This window comes from Verrucomicrobiia bacterium (assembly GCA_023953615.1).
GTDB lineage: Bacteria > Verrucomicrobiota > Verrucomicrobiia > Limisphaerales > JADLHS01 > JADLHS01.
Map to the genome: position 1 here is coordinate 1,978,968 of JAMLJH010000001.1, position 22,158 is coordinate 2,001,125.

18 protein-coding genes are annotated in these 22,158 nt (G+C 57.7%); 12 read left to right on the forward strand and 6 right to left on the reverse strand.

Annotation, left to right across the window (positions count from 1 at the left end; genetic code table 11):
* The first annotated feature begins 82 nt into the window (after positions 1 to 82).
* The 3 genes from M9920_08345 to M9920_08355 all read left to right on the forward strand — a co-directional run bounded on the left by M9920_08345 (position 83) and on the right by M9920_08355 (position 2,964).
* Positions 83 to 463: a hypothetical protein gene (locus tag M9920_08345; GenBank protein ID MCO5052298.1), complete on the forward strand. Its 381-nt coding sequence runs from the start codon at positions 83 to 85 to the stop codon at positions 461 to 463.
* Positions 464 to 1,339: 876 nt separating this feature from the next.
* On the forward strand, positions 1,340 to 2,239 hold the full coding sequence (locus M9920_08350) for a PfkB family carbohydrate kinase (GenBank protein MCO5052299.1): 900 nt from the start codon (positions 1,340 to 1,342) through the stop codon (positions 2,237 to 2,239).
* Between the two features lie 65 nt (positions 2,240 to 2,304).
* Complete coding sequence (locus M9920_08355; GenBank protein ID MCO5052300.1) at positions 2,305 to 2,964, forward strand: LON peptidase substrate-binding domain-containing protein; 660 nt, start codon at positions 2,305 to 2,307, stop codon at positions 2,962 to 2,964.
* A 51-nt stretch (positions 2,965 to 3,015) separates the two neighbouring features.
* Here M9920_08355 and M9920_08360 read toward each other — a convergent pair whose 3' ends face one another.
* On the reverse strand, positions 3,016 to 4,125 hold the full coding sequence (locus M9920_08360) for a peptidylprolyl isomerase (protein ID MCO5052301.1): 1,110 nt from the start codon (positions 4,123 to 4,125) through the stop codon (positions 3,016 to 3,018).
* Positions 4,126 to 4,146: 21 nt separating this feature from the next.
* Complete coding sequence (gene serA / locus M9920_08365) at positions 4,147 to 5,745, reverse strand: phosphoglycerate dehydrogenase (GenBank protein MCO5052302.1); 1,599 nt, start codon at positions 5,743 to 5,745, stop codon at positions 4,147 to 4,149.
* Positions 5,746 to 5,847: 102 nt separating this feature from the next.
* Between serA and M9920_08370 the strand changes: the two genes are divergently transcribed.
* Both M9920_08370 and M9920_08375 read left to right on the forward strand, forming a co-directional pair.
* Positions 5,848 to 8,868: a histidine kinase gene (locus M9920_08370; GenBank protein MCO5052303.1), complete on the forward strand. Its 3,021-nt coding sequence runs from the start codon at positions 5,848 to 5,850 to the stop codon at positions 8,866 to 8,868.
* 6 nt (positions 8,869 to 8,874) lie between these two features.
* Positions 8,875 to 9,510 (forward strand): response regulator transcription factor, encoded by a 636-nt coding sequence (locus tag M9920_08375; protein ID MCO5052304.1) that lies wholly within the window; start codon positions 8,875 to 8,877, stop codon positions 9,508 to 9,510.
* A gap of 270 nt (positions 9,511 to 9,780) precedes the next feature.
* On the opposite strand, the gene M9920_08380 is transcribed toward M9920_08375, so the two are convergent.
* Together M9920_08380 and ribD are read right to left on the reverse strand one after the other, a co-directional pair.
* Complete coding sequence (locus M9920_08380; GenBank protein ID MCO5052305.1) at positions 9,781 to 10,389, reverse strand: riboflavin synthase; 609 nt, start codon at positions 10,387 to 10,389, stop codon at positions 9,781 to 9,783.
* A 50-nt stretch (positions 10,390 to 10,439) separates the two neighbouring features.
* Positions 10,440 to 11,570, reverse strand: coding sequence for a bifunctional diaminohydroxyphosphoribosylaminopyrimidine deaminase/5-amino-6-(5-phosphoribosylamino)uracil reductase RibD (gene ribD, locus M9920_08385; protein ID MCO5052306.1), 1,131 nt, complete (start codon positions 11,568 to 11,570; stop codon positions 10,440 to 10,442).
* Between the two features lie 160 nt (positions 11,571 to 11,730).
* Here ribD and M9920_08390 point away from each other — a divergent pair, with 160 nt between their 5' ends.
* Positions 11,731 to 11,961: a ferredoxin gene (locus M9920_08390; GenBank protein MCO5052307.1), complete on the forward strand. Its 231-nt coding sequence runs from the start codon at positions 11,731 to 11,733 to the stop codon at positions 11,959 to 11,961.
* Between the two features lie 123 nt (positions 11,962 to 12,084).
* Here the strand turns inward: M9920_08390 and M9920_08395 are convergent, their stop codons facing one another.
* The gene (locus M9920_08395) at positions 12,085 to 12,861 is read right to left on the reverse strand and encodes a DUF481 domain-containing protein (GenBank protein MCO5052308.1); all 777 of its coding nucleotides are present in this window, start codon (positions 12,859 to 12,861) and stop codon (positions 12,085 to 12,087) included.
* Between the two features lie 120 nt (positions 12,862 to 12,981).
* Positions 12,982 to 13,581, reverse strand: coding sequence for a hypothetical protein (locus M9920_08400; protein ID MCO5052309.1), 600 nt, complete (start codon positions 13,579 to 13,581; stop codon positions 12,982 to 12,984).
* Between the two features lie 346 nt (positions 13,582 to 13,927).
* Here M9920_08400 and M9920_08405 point away from each other — a divergent pair, with 346 nt between their 5' ends.
* The 6 genes from M9920_08405 (at position 13,928) to M9920_08430 (ending at position 22,091) form a co-directional block, all read left to right on the forward strand.
* Positions 13,928 to 14,854 (forward strand): IS110 family transposase, encoded by a 927-nt coding sequence (locus M9920_08405; protein MCO5052310.1) that lies wholly within the window; start codon positions 13,928 to 13,930, stop codon positions 14,852 to 14,854.
* 146 nt (positions 14,855 to 15,000) lie between these two features.
* Positions 15,001 to 15,300 carry a Dabb family protein gene (locus tag M9920_08410; GenBank protein ID MCO5052311.1) on the forward strand — a complete coding sequence of 100 codons (300 nt, stop codon included), beginning with the start codon at positions 15,001 to 15,003 and terminating at the stop codon, positions 15,298 to 15,300.
* A gap of 26 nt (positions 15,301 to 15,326) precedes the next feature.
* The gene (panC, locus tag M9920_08415) at positions 15,327 to 16,190 is read left to right on the forward strand and encodes a pantoate--beta-alanine ligase (GenBank protein ID MCO5052312.1); all 864 of its coding nucleotides are present in this window, start codon (positions 15,327 to 15,329) and stop codon (positions 16,188 to 16,190) included.
* Positions 16,191 to 16,369: 179 nt separating this feature from the next.
* A complete protein-coding gene (locus tag M9920_08420; protein MCO5052313.1) occupies positions 16,370 to 19,312 on the forward strand; it encodes a hypothetical protein in 2,943 nt (980 codons plus the stop codon).
* 116 nt (positions 19,313 to 19,428) lie between these two features.
* Complete coding sequence (locus tag M9920_08425; GenBank protein ID MCO5052314.1) at positions 19,429 to 19,797, forward strand: CoA-binding protein; 369 nt, start codon at positions 19,429 to 19,431, stop codon at positions 19,795 to 19,797.
* Between the two features lie 17 nt (positions 19,798 to 19,814).
* Positions 19,815 to 22,091, forward strand: coding sequence for a DUF4038 domain-containing protein (locus M9920_08430; protein ID MCO5052315.1), 2,277 nt, complete (start codon positions 19,815 to 19,817; stop codon positions 22,089 to 22,091).
* Positions 22,092 to 22,158: the final 67 nt, after the last annotated feature.

Sequence of the window (22,158 nt, forward strand, 5' to 3'; positions counted from 1 at the left end):
GCGGAGAAATGCGGAGCTTGGTTAGGTCTGGGCAAAACTCCTTGCTGGACGGGCGCAAAATCGCGCGTTAGCGTCCATCATCATGAAAGCGATCAAATCCAATTTTGTCGCTCATTTGGCAGCGATGAAGAGCTTATTTGTTCTCATGCTAATGCTTCTGCTCACAGGATGTCTGCATTTACCATCCAAAAACGATTTTGTGCAAGGTTGGACAAGAATAACGCCACCCATTCAGATGGGAACGGCTGGGGGTTATCTCTTCGATGGGGGGACAAGGTGTGGCCGGTTCACTGATGCGAAAGGCCGCGTGATTGACTTTTATATTGATGATCGCATCGACACAAAGACTCCCGGCGACATCTACCTGTATCATTATCCAGACCAGTATTTCTGGAGTCACGTCCGCATTAAGAATAAAGCCGAGTTTATCCGAAAACTCGGTCATGAAGAATCGTTTCGGTGATTCGGAGGAGCTGTTCCGGCATCCCGGCGGCGTGGGAAGATTTTTCTGCGCGCCATTCAGGATTGAAACCACGGATGGACACGAATGGACACGGATTTTCTTGGCCACGAAACACACGAATGATACGAAAACGGAAACATGAAAAAATCTGTGCCTCTTTCGTGTGTTTTGTGTATTTCGTGGTTCAAATGATTGGGCCAAACTAACGGCTTGCCAAACCACCGAATCCACCGAAAATCGCCACATGCAAGACCGAATCGAGCCAAACCGATTCTTGCCAGACCAAACCCCTGTTTGGCCTGCTCTTCGTTAGACATTATGGGAACACCCGTGTCTTCCAAAGCAGTGATTCCAAATCGAGTGCTACTGGTTTTGGTGATCTCGCCGTGGGGCGTTGCGCTTCTCGCCCTACTTCGTATCGCTTACCTACTACGGACATTTTACGTTGATACCGCTCATCTCGCTCCTGGGACAGAGATTCGTCCGATGGGTTTGACATTTCAGTTATTCCTTGCCGGATTTTTTGCGGCTTGCTTCGGCGCCATTTGCGGCATAGGTGGGTTTGTCGCTTGTATTCGCAGTCGGAGATGGTTGGTGGCGTCATTGACGATTATTGCCGTTGTTATTAATTGCAGCATCATTTCTATGAGTTCGCACTGGTTCCGTTACGTCGTAGATTTAAGAAAGTTGGTATTAGCCGACTGAGCGGAATAATTTCATGACACGTAACCAAACGGTTTTTGATCCGTGTTCATCTGTGTCCATCCGTGGTTGAAACATTCGTGCTCATCCGTGGTTGAATTTTTTGAGGATTGCCTGGCTTTCGGGCTTGGCCTACCGTGCGCAGCGATTTGTAGTCTGATTCACCACTGATTTATGAGCGTATTGATTGTTGGTTCGACGGCTTTGGATTCCATCAAAACTCCCAAGCGGGAAAATCCGAAACTACTGGGCGGCTCGGCGAGCCACGCGGCGGTGGCGGCCAGTTTTTTTTCGCCAGTCAACATGGTGGGCGTGGTGGGCCAGGACTTTCCAAAGAAGTATGTGCAGCTGTACAAAAAGCACGGCATTGACCTGAGCGGGTTGCAGATCAAACCCGGCAAAACTTTCCACTGGTCGGGCGAATACGAGGCAAATATGAACCACCGCCGCACACTGCTGACGGAGCTGGGCGTGTTTGAAACCTTCTCGCCGGAATTGCCGCGCGCCTATCAATCCACGCAGTTCGTGTTGCTGGCGAACATCGCGCCCGCACTGCAATTGCACGTCCTGCAACAGATGCGCCGCCCGAAATTCATTGTCGCTGACACCATGGATTTGTGGCTGAACATCGCCTTGGACGATCTGCTGGCGCTGATCAAACGCGTGGATGGTTTCGTGCTCAACGACAGTGAAGCGCAACAGTTGACGCAGGAGGACAACGTCTTCAGTGCGCTCAAAAAGATCCATAAACTCGGGCCGAAATACGTAATCATCAAACAGGGTTCGCACGGCTCGATCCTCAGCGGTCCGAAGGGATTTTTCCTGTGCCCGGCCTATCCGGTGACCGCGCTGGTGGACCCGACCGGAGCCGGCGACTCGTTCGTGGGCGGCATGATGGGCTATCTGGCCCGCGCCAGGGGCAACATTGAAACCAACCTCCGCCGCGCCATGATCCACGGCAGTGTCGTGGCTTCCTTCTGCTGCGAAGGGTTTGGTTTGAACCGCACCGTGACGGCTACGCGCGCCCAGATTGGCGAGCGGGTAAAGCGGTTGGAACAATTAACCCGATTTTGAAACCACGCTGGAACAGTTGTTGCTGGAACGGCGCAGTTATGACACTGCCCAACGCAGTCCCAGTAATGACGTTGCCTGATGCGATCCTGTTCCCGCAGGCATTACTTCCTCTTTACGTTTTTGAAGCGCACTACCGGCAGTTGCTGGCGGACGCGCTGCATGGCAATCGGCTGTTCGCCGTGGCCATGCGCCAACCGGAAACGAAACCGGACGCGCCGGTAAAAATTGCCGGGGTCGGTTTGATCCGCGTTTCCGTGGAACATAAAGACCACACCTCGCACGTGATTTTGCAGGGGCTGACGCGGGTCAAATTGGGCAACTTAAAAAAACGGCAGCCGTATCCGGTTTATGAGATCGAACCGCTGCCCACGACGGCGGGCGCCGGCCAAAAAGTTCGCGCGTTGTTGACGAGCGCGCGGCGGTTGCTGACGGAACGAGTGAAGCTCGGCATCCCCTTCCCGTTCCCGTTCGTATCCAGCACGCAGCCCAGCCAATCCGGTCAATCGCCCCGCCCGCTTTCCGCGCGGGAAATCATGGGTTACCTCGACTCCATCACTGAACCGGAACGCGCGGTGGATTTGATCGCCGGCACGGTGTTGGCCGACGCCGCCGAACGCCAGAAGATTTTGGAAACGCGCGGCCTGGAAGCGCGCCTCCGCCAATTGGCCAATTTTCTCCAGCGCGATCTCGAGGTACATTCGCCGACCAAGGTTCTGGGTAAATAAAAACGCGCCGGTTGGCGCCGGCGCGTTGAAACACCATTCCAGTGAGCCGGGTTATGGGGCGCTGGCCGCTGGTTCGTTGGTTTTGGATGAAGCCATCAGTTCTTCTATCTTCTTAAGCTTTTCATCCAGAATTTCCACGTTGGCTGCCTTGCGTAAATTTTCAATGAACTTGCCGTCGGCCAGTTTTTTCTGCAGCTCCTGACTGCGCAACACTTCCTTCAAATCATCCGCCACTTCGTCGTAGGAAATCATCCGCGCGGGAATTTTTTCATGCAGCTTGATGAGGTGATAACCGTAAACCGTTGTCACCACGTCGCTGATTTGATTTGTGCTCAAGGAGAACGCGGCGGCGGAAAATTCCGGCACCATGTCTTCGCGCTTGAACGTGTATTCGCCGCCCCGATCCTTCGAGCCGGGGTCTTCGGAATATTGCTTGGCCAGGGCGGCGAAATCCTCACCCGCCACGGCTTTTTTGCGCACGTCATCCACCTGTTTGCGCTTCACCTTCTTCTGTTCGTCAGACAAATCTTCACCCGTGACCGGGTCCTTGGTGCTGAGCAAAATGTGGCTGGCGCGCACCTGTTCCGGTTGCTCGAACCGGGTGGGGTTTTCCTCGTAAAACTTTTTGGCGTCAGCGTCCGTGATGTTCACGTCCAACTCGCGTTGTAACACCGCCGCCACGATCGCCTGCTCCGTGCGTTGTTGGTCCCACTCGGTGCGGGTCACCCCCTGCAGACGCAGTTGATTGCCCAGCTTCTCATCGAACTCGGCGTCCGTGAGTTTGTTGTCGGTCTTCAGGCGTTGCAGCGCCTTTTGAAACATTTCGCGGCCCTTGGCTTTGTCGGCGTCCGTGGCGCGCGCCAACAATAACTGCGCCGCAACCAGATCGTTCAGCTTTTGCAATTGAAACATGCCGAGGCTGTCGGCGGGAATCGAGCGGCCCTGCGCACTGGCCAGCGCCTGCAATTGGATCATCTCCGCATCCAACTGGCTGCGCTTGACTTCGACACCCCGGCCGCGAGCGATCACCGGATCGCCCAGCAGACTGTCCAGTTTGCTGGCGGCATTGGTCGTTTGCGCAAACGTGGTAATGCCGCTGCCAGGCCCCGCCAACAGCAACCCCAGCGTCAGGCAGGAAATCCTGCGGATAAATGAGATCATAATTTTTGGTTTAGAGTTTATTTAAAGTTTAACTACACGCACACTGTGAATGTCTTCGTCTTTTTCCAGTTCCGCCAGCACCGCCGCCGTCGGTTCGCTGTCCAAGTGCAGAACCGTAAGCGCGTCACCCCCTTCGGTGTCGCGGCTCAAGCTCATGCTCGCGATGTTGATCTGATGCCGGCCCAACAAGGTGCCGAGGTATCCGACAATGCCGGGGCGATCTTTGTTCGTTAATAGTAAAATCACCCCGCTGATCGGGATTTCGACGGAGGAACTGTACAACCGGACGATGCGTGGATTGTTGGGCGAACCAAAGAAGGTGCCGCCGGCAGAAATGACTTTTTGATTCTCGTGAAACGCCTGCACATGCAGCCATTCATTGAACGTGACCAGTTCATTGGAACGCTTTTCTTCCACCGTCAATCCCAGGGTGGAAGCAATGCTGCGGACGTTGATGTTGTTCAGATCGTTCACTCCGGCGCGCGACAGAAAGCCCTGCAAGATGGCGCGGGTGATCGGATCAATGTTCGGCAGTTCCTGCGCTTTGCCGCCGTAAGTGATGTAGAGGCGGTCCACCTGCTCTGGCGCCAATTGCGCGAGCAGCTTGCCGAGTTTCTCGCCAAGGACGAGATACGGTTTCACTTGTTCATACGTCTTGGCGTCGAGATAGGGCAGGTTCACGGCGTTACGCACTTCGCCGGTCAACAAATAACCGGTGATGACCTCGGCCACTTCCACGCCGCACTTGTCCTGCGCCTCGGCGGTGCTGGCCCCAAGATGCGGGGTGAGGATCACGCCCGGATGGGTGCGGAACGGATGGTCGGCGGGCAACGGCTCCTGGTGATACACATCCAAGCCGACGGCGGCCACCTTGCCGGATTCCAGCGCGGCCAACAGATCCTGGTCTTCAATGATCTCGCCGCGCGCACAATTCACGACGCGCACGCCGGGCTTCATCTTGGCAAAAGCGGCGGCGTTCAACATGCCCTTCGTTTGATCGGTCACCGGCATGTGAACAGTGATGAAATCAGCTTCGCGATAAACCAGATCCACTTCGGTGGCGAGTTCGACGCCGAGCGTTTTGGCGCGCGCCTCCGTCAGGAAAGGATCGTAACCGATGACGCGCATTCCGAAGGCGAGGGCGCGCTTGGCGACTTCCGTTCCAATGCGGCCCATGCCCAACACCCCGAGGGTTTTGCCGGAAATCTCCACGCCTTGAAACAATTTGCGATCCCATTTGCCGGCGGTCATCGAGGCGTAAGCTTGGGGCACTTTGCGCGCGAGGCTCAGCAACATGGTGAACGTCAGCTCCGCGGTGGTTATGGTGTTGCCGCCGGGAGTGTTCATGACGACCACCCCGTGGCGCGTCGCCGCTTCCACATCCACATTGTCCACGCCAACCCCGGCGCGGCCGACCACGCGCAATTTTTTGGCGGCTTCGAGGACCCGCGCCGTCACCTTGGTTTCGGAGCGGACGATCATGGCGGACACCTCCGCCACCACGGGAAGTAATTCTGCTTCGGTTAATCGTTTGGGCAGAACCACGACCTCGAACTCGGGTCGTTGTTGTAGTAGGGCGATGCCGCGGGGCGAAATCCGGTCACAAACCAAAATTTTCATACAAACAAGGCCGGTCAGTTTAACGCAGCCCCGCCCGAGGTCAAACTTTCAAAAAGTGGCATCACGTCCCGGCGGCCCATCAATCCGCTTTACTTGGCCAACGTGACTTCCAACCATGCCTTGATGCTGAAGCGCTTTCGGACACTACTGATCGGCGCGTTGCTTGGCGGCGGCGCGCTGTGGGGTGTCGTTTCTGCCGCTACGGCCGCAACCAATGACTCCTGGCTGGTCTGGAATACGCAGGACGCGGAATTGCTGCCGCAAAGCTCGGTCATCGCGCTGACTCAGACCCGCGATGGCTACCTCTGGTTGGGCACCATGAGAGGGCTGGTCCGCTTTGATGGTCTTCACCCGGAAGTTTTCTTCGAGGCCGATACGATTGTGCATTTGTTTGAGGATCGCCAGGGCGGTTTATGGGTGGGCACGGAAAAGCCCGGGGTGCGCCGCATCCAGAATGGCACGGTCGCCAAGGTGTCGTTTGGCAACGGGGCAAGTGAACGGCTGGTCTCGGCTGCGGAAGACGCCAGCGGCGCGGTGTGGTTGTTTGCGGCTGATGGACAACTGGCTCGATATCGGAATGGCCAGCACGAAAACACCTGGTTGATCAACCCCGGCGCGGCTAGTTGCCGTTCCGTCGTTGCGGAGCCGACGGGGGAGGTCTGGATTGGCACCGACACCAATTTGTATCGCGTCGTTTCTGATCTACGCAGCCCCAACTTTGAGTTGCGATTGCAAACAATTCCAGTGACCGGCAAACAGGATTTTTTGCTCGCGCACCGGGGCGGCGGCATCTGGCAGTTTGCCAATCAACATATTTATCTGCGCACCACGAACGGCATTTCGCAAACGCTGGGGGCCTATCCTTGGAAATCGCTTTTCACCGCTTCGCCCGTCACGTCGGCCTGTGAAGACGAATCGGGCCACCTGATCGTCGGCACTCTGGGCGATGGCGTGTACCAGTTGGGGGCGCGGGGTGCGGTCACGCGCATCGGCGGCGATCAAGGCTTGAATCACGAAACGGTGTTGTCCTTGTGCGTGGATCGCGAAGGGAATTTGTGGGTCGGCACTGACGGCGGCGGCGCGAGCCGGTTGAGTCCACCGCACTTTCAGTTGCAACCGGAAACCAGCGGTAAAAACGTGCAATCGGTTTCCACCGACAGCCAGGGCGGATTATGGATCGCGTTCAACGGCGGCGAATTGAATTACTGGCGTGACGACGTTATGCGAAAGTACGACGCCACCACCGATCTGCCCGGCGTCAATGTGCGCGCGGTCCTGGTGGATGCCCGGGATACCGTCTGGCTGGGCGGCATCGTGGCGGGTGGCATCTATCAATTCATGGACGGACGCTTTCGTATCGCTCCCGGCACCGAGGGCGTGCGGCCCCAGGTTTCCGTGTTGTTCCAGGATCGCGCAACCAACATTTGGGTTGGCGCGTTAGAAGGACTGGCGTTCTGGAACGGCGCAACGTGGAGGTTGTTCACCACCCAGGACGGTTTGACCACGAACTCCGTCCGCGCCCTGGCGGAAGATGCCCACGGCGATCTTTGGATTGGCACGGACGGAGGCGGGTTAAATCGGTTGCATGAGGGAAAGTTCACCGGCTATCGCGCCGCGGAAACCGGATTGCCCAGCGATTACATCACGGCGCTTCATGCCGACGCGACCGGAGCGGTTTGGGTGGGGACTTCGGGTGGCGGCTTGACGCGTTACCAAAACCATGATTGGAAACACTTTGGTAAATCGGATGGCCTGGCGGGCAACAATATCACCTATCTGGCGGAGGATGATTCGGGGTTCCTCTGGATTGGCTCGAACGAAGGATTGATGCGCGTTGCCAAGTCCACTTTGAACGCCTTTGCCGACGGACACACCAACCGCCTGCATTTGCGCACCTTCGGCAAAGCGGACGGCTTGCCGACCAAGGAATGTTCCTCCGGCTCGCAACCATCAGTCGGGCGCGGTCGTACCGGTCGGATGTGGTTTCCCACCACGAAGGGCCTGGTCAGCTTGCAGCCCACCGCATTACGGCCCAACACGAACCCGCCGCCCGTGGTGATTGAATCGGTCTTGGTGGATGGAAAAGCGCAAAGCACAAACGCCTGGCAGACCACCTGGCCACGGGAGGTCATCGTGCCCGCGCGGAAGGAAGTGGTGGAAATTCATTTTACCAGCCTGAACCTCACCGCGCCCGAGCAGGCACAATTCCAGTACCGGCTGGATGATGGCGACGCCCGCTGGATTGATTCCCGTGGTTCGCGCGAAGTGCGTTTCACGCGACTGCCGCCGGGGCGTTATCACTTTCAGGTGCGCGCCAGCAACGAAGACGGATTCTGGAGTCCGCTCCCGGCGACGCTGCATCTCGTGGTGATTCCACCGTTTTGGCAAAGGTGGTGGTTTCAAGCCGCCGTGGTCGTGGGCCTGATCGGAGTCATCGGCGGAGTGGTTTATTTCATTTCCACGCAGAAGCTGCAACGCCAGCTCGCGTTGTTACGGCAGCAGGAGGCGCTGGAAAAAGAGCGCGCCCGCATCGCGCGCGATCTGCACGATCAATTGGGTGCGAACCTGACCCAGGTCAATCTGCTGGGCGAGATGGTGGGTGAAGACAAGGATTTGCCCGAGGAGGTGGCGACCCACGCGGAGCAGATTTGCAAAACGGCGCGACAAACTTCCGACGCGTTGGATGAGATCGTCTGGGCCGCCAATCCCTCCAACGATACGCTGGAGGGGCTGGTCAATTACGCGTGTAAATATGCGCAAGAATATCTCGCGCTGGCCAATTTGCGGTACCGCCTGGACGTGCCGCCGACTTTGCCCGCGCTCAACATTCCGCCGGATTTGCGGCACAATGTTTTTCTGGCCTTCAAGGAATCGGTGAACAACGTGGTCAAACACGCGCGCGCCACCGAGGTTAAAATCCATCTGCGGTTGATGGATGATCAATTTGTTTTTGAGATCGAAGACAACGGGCGCGGTCCAGCGGAGGCGGCGACGAAAACCGGCAGAAATGGGTTGCGCAACATGCGCAAACGCATGGAAGATGTGGCCGGTTCGTTCCACATGATTCCGGGGCCTGAACGCGGAACGATCGTGCGGCTGACCGCGCCGCTTACCCGGCACTGAGAGCAAATGGCCATCACTGTTTCCATTGTTGAGGACAACGAGCAATTGCGGGATACACTCGCGCGCATGATCAATCGGGCGGAGGGGTTCGCGTGTGTCGGGCAACATCCGAGCGCTGAGGCCGCCCTCACCGGCATCCCCGACGAGAAACCGAACGTCGTCTTGATGGATATCAATCTGCCCGGCATGAACGGCGTCGAGTGCGTTCGCAAATTGAAGGCGATTTTACCGGCAACGCAGATCGTCATGCTGACGGCGTACGAGGATACGGAAAACATCTTCAATTCCCTGGCGGCCGGCGCCGCTGGCTATTTGCTCAAACGCTCCAAAGGCTCGGAAATTTTGGACGCCCTGCGCGACGTGCAAAACGGCGGTTCGCCGATGTCCACTCATATCGCGCGCAAAGTAGTGCAATCTTTTCAAGCGCGCCCCAGCGTCGCTCCGCCCGAACCAACCGCAGAACTTTCTCCGCGCGAACAGGAGGTGTTGGATTTGTTGAGTCAGGGGTTCATGTACAAGGAAATTTCCGATCGGTTGGGCATCAGCTTTGAAACCGTGCGGACCTATATCCGGCGCATTTACGAAAAACTGCATGTTCGCACCCGGACGGAAGCCGTCGCCAAAGCCCTTCGCCGCACATAAGTCGCTGAATATCAGCGACCTAACCTCTCGTCACGCTGGTAATCCTCGTGTCCCCCGCAATGGTGACTACCGTTTCTGGGAATCTTTTCTATGCTGATAACGTTGTTGGACGGGAATTTGCAGAAATTACCGTGTAAGTTGTAAAGGCGTAAAACTGCAGCGCCGCCGGAAGACAACTTTGAATTTCGTTGTTTGAAATTGATTTGTTCTCAGGCAAAGGGCCGGATAAAAATCCGGCTCTTTTGTTTTTTATCGGCAACCGCCAACAACTCAACGGCGCTTGAGCGTCAGAAATTTTTCAACGTATTTCCCCAGTAGATCAGCTTCGAGGTTTACGTAATCGCCAACTTTTCGTGTTTTCAACGCGGTAACTTCGTAAGTGTGTGGAATGATCCACAATTGGAAATGGCTTTTGGCCACTCTGGCGACCGTCAAACTGATGCCGTCCACCGCAATGGAGCCTTTTCGCACCACGTAGCGCATCAGGCTTGGAGCGGCGGAAATGCTGAGCAAACGATCCGCTCCCGATTTTTCCCAGCGCCGGATTCGTCCCAGACCATCCACATGGCCCGTTACAAAGTGGCCGCCCAATTCGTCACTGGCACACAGCGGACGTTCCAGGTTCACAATATCTCCGGGATGCGCAAACTGAAGATTGGTTCGCTGCCAGGATTCTTGCAACACGTCGAAGTGCAGCTTTCGCGCCGATCCGCGCGGCGTGATTTTTACCACCGTCAGGCAGCAACCGTTGACGGCGACGCTGGCGCCAAGCTTGATCCCTGACATCCCGCCCTGGGCCAGGACCACCAAACGGATCGCTTTCGAGGTCGGGTTGATTGCCTCAATCACGCCCGCCTGCTGAATGATACCTGTAAACATGCGCTTATGTTGCGTTGGAAAGATTCCCGACGGCAAGCGCGCAACGCAACTTACGCCGTTACCCGGGCGGTGAGTAGTAAATCATCACCCAATTGCCGCCAGTTCACGTCGGCCAAAGTGAGTACTTCGGCCCACGTTCCCACTCCGTTTCCCGCCACGCCTTTCAAAGCGGTTCGTCCCCCGAGAATCTTGGGCGCGTAAAAAAAGGCGATCCGATGCGCCAGACGACCGAGCAGAAAGGAGGCATTCACCTCGCCACCACCCTCCACCAACAGGCTTGTGACCTCCTCGGCGCCCAACTTCCGCAACAGCCACGGTAGATCAATTTTGCCCTGTCGCGCCGGCGCTTTCAGAACGCGGACACGCCTGGCCAATGCCGCCACTCGCCTCGCCGGGGCGGTTTTACTCACCACAACGGTCGTCGCGTCCGCATGTGCATCGCTGACGACCCTGGCTTTCAATGGCGTGCGCGCATCAGCGTCCAGCACGATCCGACGCAACGGCGGATATTTCGGCGGCAGTCTTTTTCCGGTAATTGCTCTCATCGTCAGACTGGGGTCATCCGCGAGGATGGTGTTGATACCGACGAGAATCGCGTCGTGGCGATGGCGCCATTGCATCGCTTCGGTGCGCGCCGCTTCACCGGTAATCCACTTCGACGCCCCCGCCGCTGTGGCAATTTTTCCATCCAGCGTCAGCGCGGCTTTTACCGTAACCCATGGTGTGCGCTGCACGATCCAATGATTGAAGGCCTCATTCAGTTCGGCACACCGATCCGCTAAAATACCGGCCGTCACTTTAATGCCCGCTTTTCGCAAAATTGCAAAACCTCTGCCCGCGTGGTTTGGGTTGGGATCGGTCGCGCCGGCAACCACGCGCCGGATGCCGGCGACCTGAATTGCTGTGGCGCAAGGTGGCGTGCGGCCCTGCGTGGAACACGGCTCGAGTGACACATAAAGCGTCGCTCCGCGCGCGCTGCGTCCACGTCGTTCGGCGTCGCGCAACGCTTCAATTTCCGCATGCGGTCCCCCCGCCCGCCGATGCCAGCCACGTCCAATGACTTGTCCCGCCTTCACCAGAACGGCCCCGACAATTGGATTGGGAGAGGTCGTTCCACGACCGCGCTGAGCCAAACGGATGGCCTGACGCATGAAATCGAGATCTGAAGCGGCTTTCTTCACTGACCGAAGAAAAGTTTGAGCAACTGCGGCTGCAATCGCAATCCTGCGTTCGGCGAAATTCGGGGTTCGCGCGAGACGGACTCGTTGAGATTGGCGGCCGAATTGAAGCTTGCCACTCGGCGGGCTTACTCCTTACTCTGGCGACGGTTACATATAGTATATGGCTGACGCAGCAAACCGATATCCAGAAAATGTGCCGGGTCGTTATTACGTGGACAATCAATGTATTGACTGCGATCTCTGTCGTGAAACGGCACCGGATAACTTCAAACGCAACGACGACGGCGGCTACTCTTTCGTTTTCAAACAACCGGAAAGCCCGGAAGAAGAAGAGCGCTGCAAGGAAGCCAAGGAAGGCTGTCCGGTGGAAGCCATTGGTAACGATGGTTGAACCATCCCTCGCAGATTTTTGAGCCTGTCATTTCCAAGTGACAGGCTTTTTTCTGTACAAAAAAACGGGGATGGCAAATCTGCCACCCCCGATGACTAAATGTTTTAACGGCGTTGGCCGAGATTAGAACGTATAGGCGGTTTGAGCGATCAACCGGGTATCGGTTGTTTCCTTGCCGTACTTCACCCCGTTGTCGTAGTTCACCTGATACTTCACCTGCAGATCCCAATTGCTGATGATCTTGGTGCTGATTCCGACCTCGAAATTGATCAGATCGCGATCGGGCCAGTCTTTGACTGCGGGGATGTACTCCGCCGTTTGCCAGATCCGGGTGGTATCCGTCAGCTTATGCTCGAATTTTTCTCCAATCCGCAACGCAAAGTATTCCTGCCGATCCCGCAAGGAAGTAGCGGACGCCTCGCGCTCCTCGAGTACGAATGACGGGCCAACGTCGAAGGAGAGGGTGGTTTTCTCATTTTTGATGAGGTAATAACCTACCAAGGGGGCAATCCGCACGCGATACGCCAGATCCGCGATGCCATCATGCTCGCCATCCACGCGCAAACCGAAGTAGAGGCGATCAGTAAACAGATGGTTATACTGGCCGTAAGCCTTAGCGTAATCGGTGGTTCGCGAACGATTATTACCGGTGCTGCTGCTTTTTCCGTAGCCGCCGGAAGCGCCTAACAGCACTTCGTCCGTATCCCACTTACGTTTGGTGTCAATGCCCACCGTGGTTGCGACGCTTTCGCTGTTACCGCTCTGGATGGTCAAACCCGCTGAGGCCACTGTTTCCCAACCCTTCTGTTCCGGTGCCGGGGCTTGTTGCGCCCATGTATTATTGTTGGCCAGGAAAATGGAAGCTCCCAAGCCGATTGCAAATATCAATGTCTTTTTCATAATTACAAAGAAGCGTATTTCTTAGACGAGTTGCGTTGGCTTGGCAATAAATTTTTCGAGCTGAACCAGCATCCACTCAGCCCGCCACCGCCCGTCTCAATCACCATCCAGTGAAATTTATTAATGCCCCGATTCGCTGATATTCGCGCCTGCGGTTGAAGCAGGAGCGGGCGTCAGCAACCCTTCGCGCCAGGGATAAGTATCATCGGTAACCACGCCCCAATAAAGCACGCCGCTATGTCGCCACGGGTCCAATACGATCCCGCTGTCGAATGGTTGCCGCGGCGCGGTTAGCACGACCGTATTGTGCTCCCGAAACGAGCCGGGGTGGGCGACGCCCCAATGCAATTCCAAGGTTTGCAATTTCATCGCTTGCAGTTTTGCTTCCAGGTCCTCGGCCCATTGGTAACACAAGCCGCGTTTTTTCAGACCGAGGTTGATCAGGAAATTGTGCCACAACGGCGGGCGCACCAGCCGATACTGCGCGGCGAGTTCACGAGGATAATCATAAGCCACGTCGGCCACTCGTGCGGCTTCCACTTCCGCCACTTCTGGTCCCAATTGAACCAGGGCCGTTTGCAAAGCATGGACTTGTGTGCGCGAGGCCAGCGGAGGAGCGTAAGCGCAACCTGCCCCCAAGAGCAGCGCGATTAGCAGAAGCCCCACCGCTTGATACGCCCACCGATTCAACCCATCCAACATGACTGGTAACTTTGCCAAGTGCGCGTTTTGCGTCAAAACCATTCGCGCCCTCCCTCGGAGGAGGTCGGAGCGTCACGTCGGAATTTAAGTGCGCACTCATGTGACCCGCGCCGCGGATGGATTCCCTCTTGTATCTGCCTTTCCGTCTATCCTTGTCAGAGATGATGGATTGGGGAAGATGGGACTGTCCTGCCGCCTGCAGGCGGCAGGACAGTGGCGCGGATGAGTTCGTTACCCTCTGGCACAGGCTTTTGGCCCAGTGCGTGGGGAGCCTGAACCGTTCGCGCTGGAGTCCTAAACTCGAACCGTTGATGGAGCGGCCCACTCCGGCCAGCTCGTATTTGCAAGAAGGAGCTAGAACACCATGACCACTATCTACACAGGCTTGGATATTGCCAAGCTGAACCTGCAACTGCACCTCCTCGGACGCCGCCACGACCTGCCCAACACGGCAGCGGGCCACCGCCGGCTGGTCAAACTCCTGGCTTCCCTGCCCGGAACGCACGTCATCTGCGAAGCCACCGGCGGTTACGAACGCGACCTCGTCGCCGCGCTGCATGACGCCCGCATCCCTGTCAGCGTCTTGAACCCGGCCCGCGTCCGCCACTTCGCCCGGGCCACCGGCCAGCGGGCCAAGACCGATCCTCTGGATGCCGCCATCCTGACTGCCTACGGCCAGGCCTTACAACCCCAACCCACCGCTCCGCGCACGCCACAGGAACACCACCTGAGCGAACTGATCCGCCGCCGGGTGCAGGTATTGGCCCTCTTGGTGGCGCAACGCCAGCAAGCCCAACGGCTCACCGTGCCCGCCTTGCGCCGCCAAGCCCAAAGCCTCGTCCGCCGCCTGGAACGCGATCTGAAACAAATCGAAACGCAACTGGGGCAACTGCAGGCGCAAGCCAGCTCCCTGGACGAACGGGTGCAAAAACTCGTCGCCATCACCGGCGTCGGCACCATTACGGCGTTAGGCGTGCTAGCCGAACTGCCCGAACTGGGCACGCTCAACCGCCGCCAGGTGGCGGCACTGGCCGGACTGGCCCCGCATCCGCGGGAGAGCGGCCAATGGCATGGCCGCCGGCGCATCGGGGGAGGCCGCGCTCCAGTGCGCCGCGCGCTGTATATGGCGGCATTGGTGGCAGCGCGTTCCAACCGCCAGCTCCAAGCGTTCTATCAGCGCCTGCGCGCGGCCGGCAAACCCGCCAAAGTCGCCCTCACCGCCGTTATGCGTAAACTGATCGTCCTCATGAACCACACCCTCAAAAATCCAAACTTTGTCCCCCAAAATTAAATACCGTTGCTCCCCTCGGAGGGGAGAGGAGGGCGGAGCGTCGCGTCGGAATCTTCTCTTTTCCGAAGGGAAAGGGCGATCCGCCACCGCGCCGCCCGATATTTGCGCTTGCTGGCGGACGCGGGAGCGGATGACAATCCCCGCCCATGTTTTCGCACGTTGTCATTTTCTGGACCGATCCGGCGCAACCCAACGCGACGGAGGAACTCATCGCCGGGATTAATCAGTATCTCAAAGATATTCCCGGCGTGCTGCATTTTCACGTCGGCAAGATGGTGGGCAGCCACCGTCCGGTGGTGGATCAAACGTATCAAGTCGCGTTAAATCTTGTTTTCCCGAGCAAACAGGCGCAGGACGATTATCAGGTGCATCCGCAACATGTGGCGTTTGTGGAAAAGGTCTTTAAGCGGGTTTGCCAGCGGGTGCTCGTTTACGATTTTGCCTGACCTCCAGCGCGCTGCCATTTGGTTAAATGCAAGTCCTTCGTTCCATTGCCGCCATGCAACGCCTTGCCCGAGGCTGGCGTGGTGGCGGCGCACGGATTGGATTCGTGCCCACGATGGGTTATTTGCATGAGGGCCATCTCAGCCTGATCCGAGCGGCGCGGCGGCGGGTTGGAGCGACCGGCAAAGTGGTCGTCAGCATTTATGTGAATCCCACGCAATTTGCGCCGCACGAGGACCTGGCTCGTTACCCGCGCGACTTGAAACGAGATCTGGCGTTGTGCCGGTCGGAAAAGGTGGATGTCGTTTTTGCGCCCAGCGATGCGGCGATGTATCCGGGTCGTGAATCGGGCGACTACAGCGCTTACGTCGTCGAAACATTGCTCTCGCAACGCATGGAAGGCGCGTCTCGACCGATGCATTTTCGCGGTGTGACCACCGTGGTGGCCAAGCTGTTCAATATGGTGTTACCGGATCTCGCCGTATTCGGAGCCAAGGACTGGCAGCAGGCCGTCATCATCAAACGCATGGTGGCGGATTTGAATTTTCCCATTCGGATCGTCGCGGCGCCAATCGTGCGCGAGCCGGATGGGTTGGCGCGGAGTTCGCGCAACAAGTATTTGACCGGTGATTTACGCGCTCAGGCGCTGGTCCTTTCGCGGTCCATTGCCGAAGTGCGGAAACTTGTTGCAACGGCGCGAGCTGTTCCGGCCGCGCGCTTGAGGCAGTTGGTGAAACGGGTGGTGGCTTCAGCGCCCGACGCTCGCTTGGATTACGTCGAGTTTTTCGATCCCGAAACGCTCACGCCGCGGAAGCGGGTGGAATCCGGCACGCACATGGCCCTGGCGGTTTGGGTTGGCCAGACGCGTTTGATTGACAACGGGCGGCTGTGAAGCCTCCGCTCATTCGCCCGGATTTGCGGCTGGAAAGGAGAATAATGGAGAATAATGCGTTGCGACCGTCGTTCGTCCGAAGCATACTCTCGCGCCAGGATCGCCGGTTCGTGAAAATCAGAAGCTATATTTCCATCCGGTGTTCCGACCGTATCGAACGACAGCGTTGAACCGATCGCATGAAAATTAAACCCTTGCTGTGCTGCCTGATCATCGGCGGCTCATGGTGTGTGACCTCAGCCAATCCGGTGTTGTCCATCGTGGACACAAACCAGAACGACATCAGCGACGTTTGGGAGACGGCGTACAACTGGTCGGGAAACGCGACTGCGGACGATGACGGAGATGGGCAGAGCAACTATGCTGAATCCGTCGTGGGCACGGACCCACAGGATGCCACTTCGGTTTTTCGGATTAGTGGGATGACGGTCTTGCCCGACGCCTATCTCGTCCGCTGGATGTCCGTGGCGGGAAAGCGCTATCAAGTCGAAGGGGCCACCTCGGATCAGACTGAAGATTTTCAACCGGTTGGCGACCCGGTGTTCGGCAACGGCGCAACGGTCTTGGCGGCGATTCCATTGGGAACGGTGCCGTATGTTTTGTTTCGATTGCGCGTGCTTCCCGATAATCCCGCCATCGCCTTAAGCCTTCCCCACCTGAGCGATTTGGACACAGACGGAGACGGCGTATCGGATCTTTCTGAATTCGCCGCTGGCACCGACATGTTTGATCCGGAGTCCTATCTCACCATCTCGAGCGTCGAGACCGGGCAAGCCGCCCGGCTGAACTGGCCGACGGTGAAAGGCAAAAGTTATCAGGTCAGCAGCCGGTCTGCCGCGGATGGCGGAAGCTGGCAGGTCGAGGGGTCGCCTTTCCGTGGCGACGGCAGCGATCTCACCATCGCCGTGGAGATCAATGCGGCGCGGCAATTTTATCGCGTCGAGGTGGCAGATATGGATTCGGATGGCGATGGAGTTTCCGATTGGGAGGAACAGCTTGCCGGACTGGATTCAGGACCGTTTATTTATCGAACCAATCACCCCACTGAAATATCCGAAGTGCTCGCCCGGCTCACGGCCACCAACATCATCAACGTCGAGCCGGCGCTCCCGGTCGCCAATCTGACGACGGGGCAACGCGGCAGTTTTCGCCTGATCCGGAGTGGCAATTTGAATCAACTCACCATCCAGTACAGCGTTGGCGGCGATGCGCTGGCGGGTTTTGACTACGCGCCGTTAACCAACGGCACTGGCGCGGGAGTGATCACGTTCCCTCCCGGCGTCAATGAGTTGGAGCTTTCCGTGACGCCGCTGACCAACAGTTCGCTGCCGCTCAGTCGGAGCGTGACGTTATCCTTGCAGCCCTCGCCAGACGCGTACGTCTTGGGGACGAATACCACCGCTGAGGTTCGGATTTTGAGGGAAGTGCCGCTTTCCGTGCATGATTTCGGCGCGGTCGGTGATGGCGTCACGGACGACACCGCGGCGATTCAGGCCGCCATAGACGCGTTGGAGAGCGACACCAATTACAACACGCTGCATTTTCCGGCCGGGACGTACCGGCTTAACACCCCCACGGCACGCTATCGGGACCTGGTTCCTTGGAATGAGGCGTTAAGGTTGGGAGGCCGCGACCTGGCGGATCGGGATTTAATTTTTCGCGGTGAAGCGGGAGCGATTCTCTTTTCCACGATTAGTCGGGTCCGCACGCACATGGTGGCGGCGAGCGCCAGTTTTCGTTCCCTGGCGTTTCGCGATCTGACTTGGCGCAAGGAAAGTACGGCCTTGCCGGAAGTGTCGGCCGAACCCAATTTCGCGGGCGGCGTTTGGTTTTACAATGCCGACCCACGACGGGTGGAGGGCGTGGATTTTCAAAATTGCACCTTCGATAACTGCCACCCAGCGGTGGAATTTTACTGCATGGATTTTGGTATCCGCGGAACCATAGCGCGCTTTGGCATGCGTGATTGCCAGGTGCTTAATCCGTACGGCTCCAATACGACCAACGCTTCGCCGAGTTCATATAGCGGCGGGCAACAGGTCCGCCTCAGCACCTGGGTCAAAGCGGCCTTTTACGAAGGCAACTATTTCGATGGCGGCACCTCGGGGCCGGTGGATCCGGTGAAAAACCCCGGGGCAGTACGCAAAGATGGCAGTCATTTTGGAAACCCATTGCGGCTGGTATTTACCAACAACGTGGTGCGCCGGATGGCCGTCGAGGGGATCTTTCAAACCGATGGCTCCCGTATCGGCACCGTCGGCACAACGTTCATCATTCCTCCGGCAGATGGAGTCTCCTCAGTCACGATTGCCATTCTGCAAAGCACTTACCCGTTCGCTCCGGGAGAAGTACTCAACCTTCGAATTCCCTATACCGGCGGCGAACCGAGCCGGAATGCCCTCTTCGGAGTCAAGGAGTTTGACCCCGTAAATGTTCTGCTCACCATTACGAACACGGGACAGCTTACCGGCTTGGCGGGTTTAACCATTCCGGTTTGGACGACGATTTGTTCGGAAAAATATGATCCTGGATTTGCCACGATCGCCGGGAACCTCGTTGATCAAGGGGAGCCGCACGGATCAATTGGAATCGCGGCCAACGCCAAAGCTTCCATCTACGGGAATTGCATCGTCAACTACGATAGTGGCATTTACATCTACGAGAACGTCAATAATCCGCTCAACCCGCCGACGCGCGGCTTGGAGGTGGATTCGAACGTCATCCTGGCCCGTAATTCCATGGAGCGGGGTGCGCGCGCGTATGGGATTATTTCGCGCGGACCTGATGAAAAGATCATGAACAATCTGGTCGTGACTCCCATCGGTTATTGGTTTACCGGCGCGGTTTCCCGAGGTGACGGCAGCTGGATCGAGAATAACACGATCATTCCCCGACAGGTCATGCATCAAACCTACAATTCTTGGGCGCGTTCCGTGGGCATTGGTTTTGGCAACAGCACGACTGGTGGCACGGCAGCAATGAACCGCACCTATGGAATGGATGTGGGCGTTGGTCCGGAACAAGCCTTCCAACTTCCGTCGCATCGGGTCATCGGCCACTTCAGCACCAACGACGTGTTGTCGGTTGACCTTAATGGATTGACCCCGGATTCCATCTACTAACCGAGGCTCGCGCCTCTTTTTCACGAGCGCAACGGATCCATTCCGCGCCACGCCGCAGTGGCGAAGAGGCACATTCCGCGCTTTATCTGCGGTGCAGGAATTCAGATAATCGCCGCATGAAAACCGTCGCCATTCTCGGTGCTTCCAGCGACCGAAAGAAATTCGGCAATAAAGCCGTGCGCGCCTTTCAACGCCAGGGTTACACCGTTTTTCCGGTCAATCCCAAGGGCGGCACCATCGAGGGCCTTCCGGTTTTTACCTCCATCACCGCAGTTCCCCAACGCCCGCACAAGATCAGCGTTTATCTGCCGCCCGCGGTGTTGTTGTCCGAGTTGTCGGCGATCGCCGCCAAAGGCTGTGATGAGCTTTGGCTGAATCCCGGCACCGAATCGCCGGAAGCATTGGCGACGGCAGAACGGCTGGGATTGCGCGTCGTGCAGGCGTGCAGCATCCTCGGGATCAACGAGCATCCGGAGACGCTCTGATTCCGTAAGGCGCTTCCGTGAGGTGCCGGTTCACCTTGATTTGTGCCGAGGGCGGCGCGGTCATCGGCAACCAACGGTCGGATCGCTGGGGCGAAGGGTTGCCGTTGCAGCAGACTTGGAATCATCCGTGCGCTTTCGTATCTTGCGACATGAGGCCGCATTTTTCTGATGATCCAGCGCTGGAGCTGGTTTGGCGCTCACGATTCGACATCAACGGTAACTGGCGGCGGCTGACGCGTCGTTTCGGGTTGTGCATGAGTGGAGCGGCGGTGGCGTTTACGTTCATTGCAACGGTGCCGGCGGCGATTCCGATCACTCAATGGCAGCGGTGGGAGCGTCAACTCACCAGTATCACGGAATATGCGAACCCCTGCACCGATGTGAAAATCAGTGTGCGTTTCGACGGTCCGACCGGCCAGACGCGGACGGCGTTGGGGTTCTGGGATGGAGGGCGGCGATTTCTGATCCGGGGTGTTTTCCCCACTGCGGGAGAGTGGCACTGGCAAACCACTTGTTCCGATACCAACAATCTCGGATTGCACAACCAATCCGGAACGGTGCGGGTGAAACGGACCAGCGGCACGGATGCGCTGGCGCAGCATGGCTATCTGCGCGTTTCCGAGGATGGCCGGTTGCTGGTTCATGCCGACGGCACGCCGTTTTTGTGGATTGGCGACACTTGTTGGGCGGCGCCGGTTCACGCTACGGATGCGGAATGGGCGCATTATGTCAGCAATCGCGTAACGCGCGGCTACTCCGTGCTGCAATTGTCCATCGCTCCCGAATGGGCATTGGACCACGCTCCACAAAACCTCCCGCCTCCCTTTCTGTCGAAGCTGCCGGACATCACGCAACCCAATCCCGCTTTCTTTCAACACCTGGACCGAAGGCTGGCTTTGGCGAATGATCAAGGACTGGTGGTGATGATCTCCGGTTTAATGGAAACTCCGCATCGCTATCCGCCGCCAGAACAGATCGCCGTCTTCAGTCGTTACGTGGCGGCGCGGTACAGTTCTTTTGAAGTGATTTTTTCACCGAGTTTCGACAGCCCGATTCGTGAAGCCGAAACTCTGGCGTCCGTGGACGCGGTGCGCGAAGCGGCGCCAGCCAGTCTTGTAACCATGCACCTGGGCACGGGCGTCGGCCCGCGTTTTCACGCTGCCGACTGGCTTGCGTTCGACATGTATCAGAGCGGTCACAACGGGGGCAATCGCGCTCAACAATCCGCGCGCGCCATCGGCATGCCGGCGGATATTTTGGCGCTGGCGCCGCGCAAGCCCGTCATCAACGGCGAAGCGATCTATGAGGGCGAACTGGGCGGCGCCTTCGACGTGCGCCGTACCGCGTGGTTGAGCTTCTTATCCGGGGCCGTGGGCTACACCGCCGGCATCAATGAAGTCTATCGCTGGACCGATCAGGCCACGGCGATGATGAATGTGCCTTCAAGCGACATGATTGCTCTACTGGCTCGGGTGTTGCGAGCCGTTCCCTGGCGGCAGCTTGAACCGCAACCGAAACGGATTCTCAATCAGCCCGAGGATCGCGCCGCTTGGATGGCGTTGGCGTTCACCGCCGACAAAACCGTGGGTCTTGCCTACCTGCCGCAAAATACCAACCTGGTGTTGAACCTGGACGGCCTCGCGCCCCGCTACGAGGTGCTGTGGATTAATCCGGCCACTGGCGAATCAATTCCGGACCACGTCGTCACTGCCGCGCCAGAACTCCAACTGGCCGCGCCGAATGCGAAAGACTGGGTGGCGCTGCTTGCCACCCCGCAAAACCCGGTGTTGGCTCAGGTCAAGAAAGCGCTTGAGCGCGTGACCTACCGACAACCCCCATCCCCCCTCGCGATCAGCTTCGGCGTGAACGCCGCCCCGACGGGTTTGGTGCGGAAATCTCCTCGCGACGGGATGTTCACCAACGCCACCTTTCGAGGCGTGCCGTGCCTTCTGAACGAGAATCCACAACGCAACCGTTATCTCTATCTCGATCTGGACGATCGTATCGCGTTCCGTGGCGGAGTGAATCGGATGCGCGTCGAGGTTCGGCTGCAATCCGATGAACCATTGGAGCAGGTGCAACTGCAATTCGACGCCGCTGGCGCCGCTGAAATCGTCAACACCTACCGTTCGACGGCGTCGGCATGGCTCAAACGGGATGGCATCTGGAGCACGGTGGGTTTTGTGGCGGAAGCGCCTTATCTGGGCAATCGCCAGAACAGTGGCGCCGATTTCCGGGTGGACCTGGGTGGGGTCCAGTGTCGGATTGCGTCGCTTCAGGTGTTTTTGGAATAAACGGATCCGACTCGCTGGCATCAAGAGAGGCAAATTGCGCCCCTGCATTGACGGCGCCGCGATACCA

Excerpts from the sequence above, each read along its gene's own strand:
- M9920_08350 (MCO5052299.1), top strand. The coding sequence starts at position 1,340 with ATGAGCGTATTGATTGTTGGTTCGACGGCTTTGGATTCCATCAAAACT.
- M9920_08425 (MCO5052314.1), top strand. The coding sequence starts at position 19,429 with ATGAAAACCGTCGCCATTCTCGGTGCTTCCAGCGACCGAAAGAAATTC.
- M9920_08345 (MCO5052298.1), top strand. The coding sequence starts at position 83 with ATGAAAGCGATCAAATCCAATTTTGTCGCTCATTTGGCAGCGATGAAG.
- M9920_08360 (MCO5052301.1), bottom strand. The coding sequence starts at position 4,125 with ATGATCTCATTTATCCGCAGGATTTCCTGCCTGACGCTGGGGTTGCTG.
- M9920_08420 (MCO5052313.1), top strand. The coding sequence starts at position 16,370 with ATGAAAATTAAACCCTTGCTGTGCTGCCTGATCATCGGCGGCTCATGG.
- M9920_08380 (MCO5052305.1), bottom strand. The coding sequence starts at position 10,389 with ATGTTTACAGGTATCATTCAGCAGGCGGGCGTGATTGAGGCAATCAAC.
- M9920_08395 (MCO5052308.1), bottom strand. The coding sequence starts at position 12,861 with ATGAAAAAGACATTGATATTTGCAATCGGCTTGGGAGCTTCCATTTTC.
- M9920_08390 (MCO5052307.1), top strand. The coding sequence starts at position 11,731 with ATGGCTGACGCAGCAAACCGATATCCAGAAAATGTGCCGGGTCGTTAT.
- serA (MCO5052302.1), bottom strand. The coding sequence starts at position 5,745 with ATGAAAATTTTGGTTTGTGACCGGATTTCGCCCCGCGGCATCGCCCTA.
- panC (MCO5052312.1), top strand. The coding sequence starts at position 15,327 with ATGCAAGTCCTTCGTTCCATTGCCGCCATGCAACGCCTTGCCCGAGGC.
- M9920_08410 (MCO5052311.1), top strand. The coding sequence starts at position 15,001 with ATGTTTTCGCACGTTGTCATTTTCTGGACCGATCCGGCGCAACCCAAC.
- M9920_08375 (MCO5052304.1), top strand. The coding sequence starts at position 8,875 with ATGGCCATCACTGTTTCCATTGTTGAGGACAACGAGCAATTGCGGGAT.
- M9920_08355 (MCO5052300.1), top strand. The coding sequence starts at position 2,305 with ATGACGTTGCCTGATGCGATCCTGTTCCCGCAGGCATTACTTCCTCTT.
- M9920_08405 (MCO5052310.1), top strand. The coding sequence starts at position 13,928 with ATGACCACTATCTACACAGGCTTGGATATTGCCAAGCTGAACCTGCAA.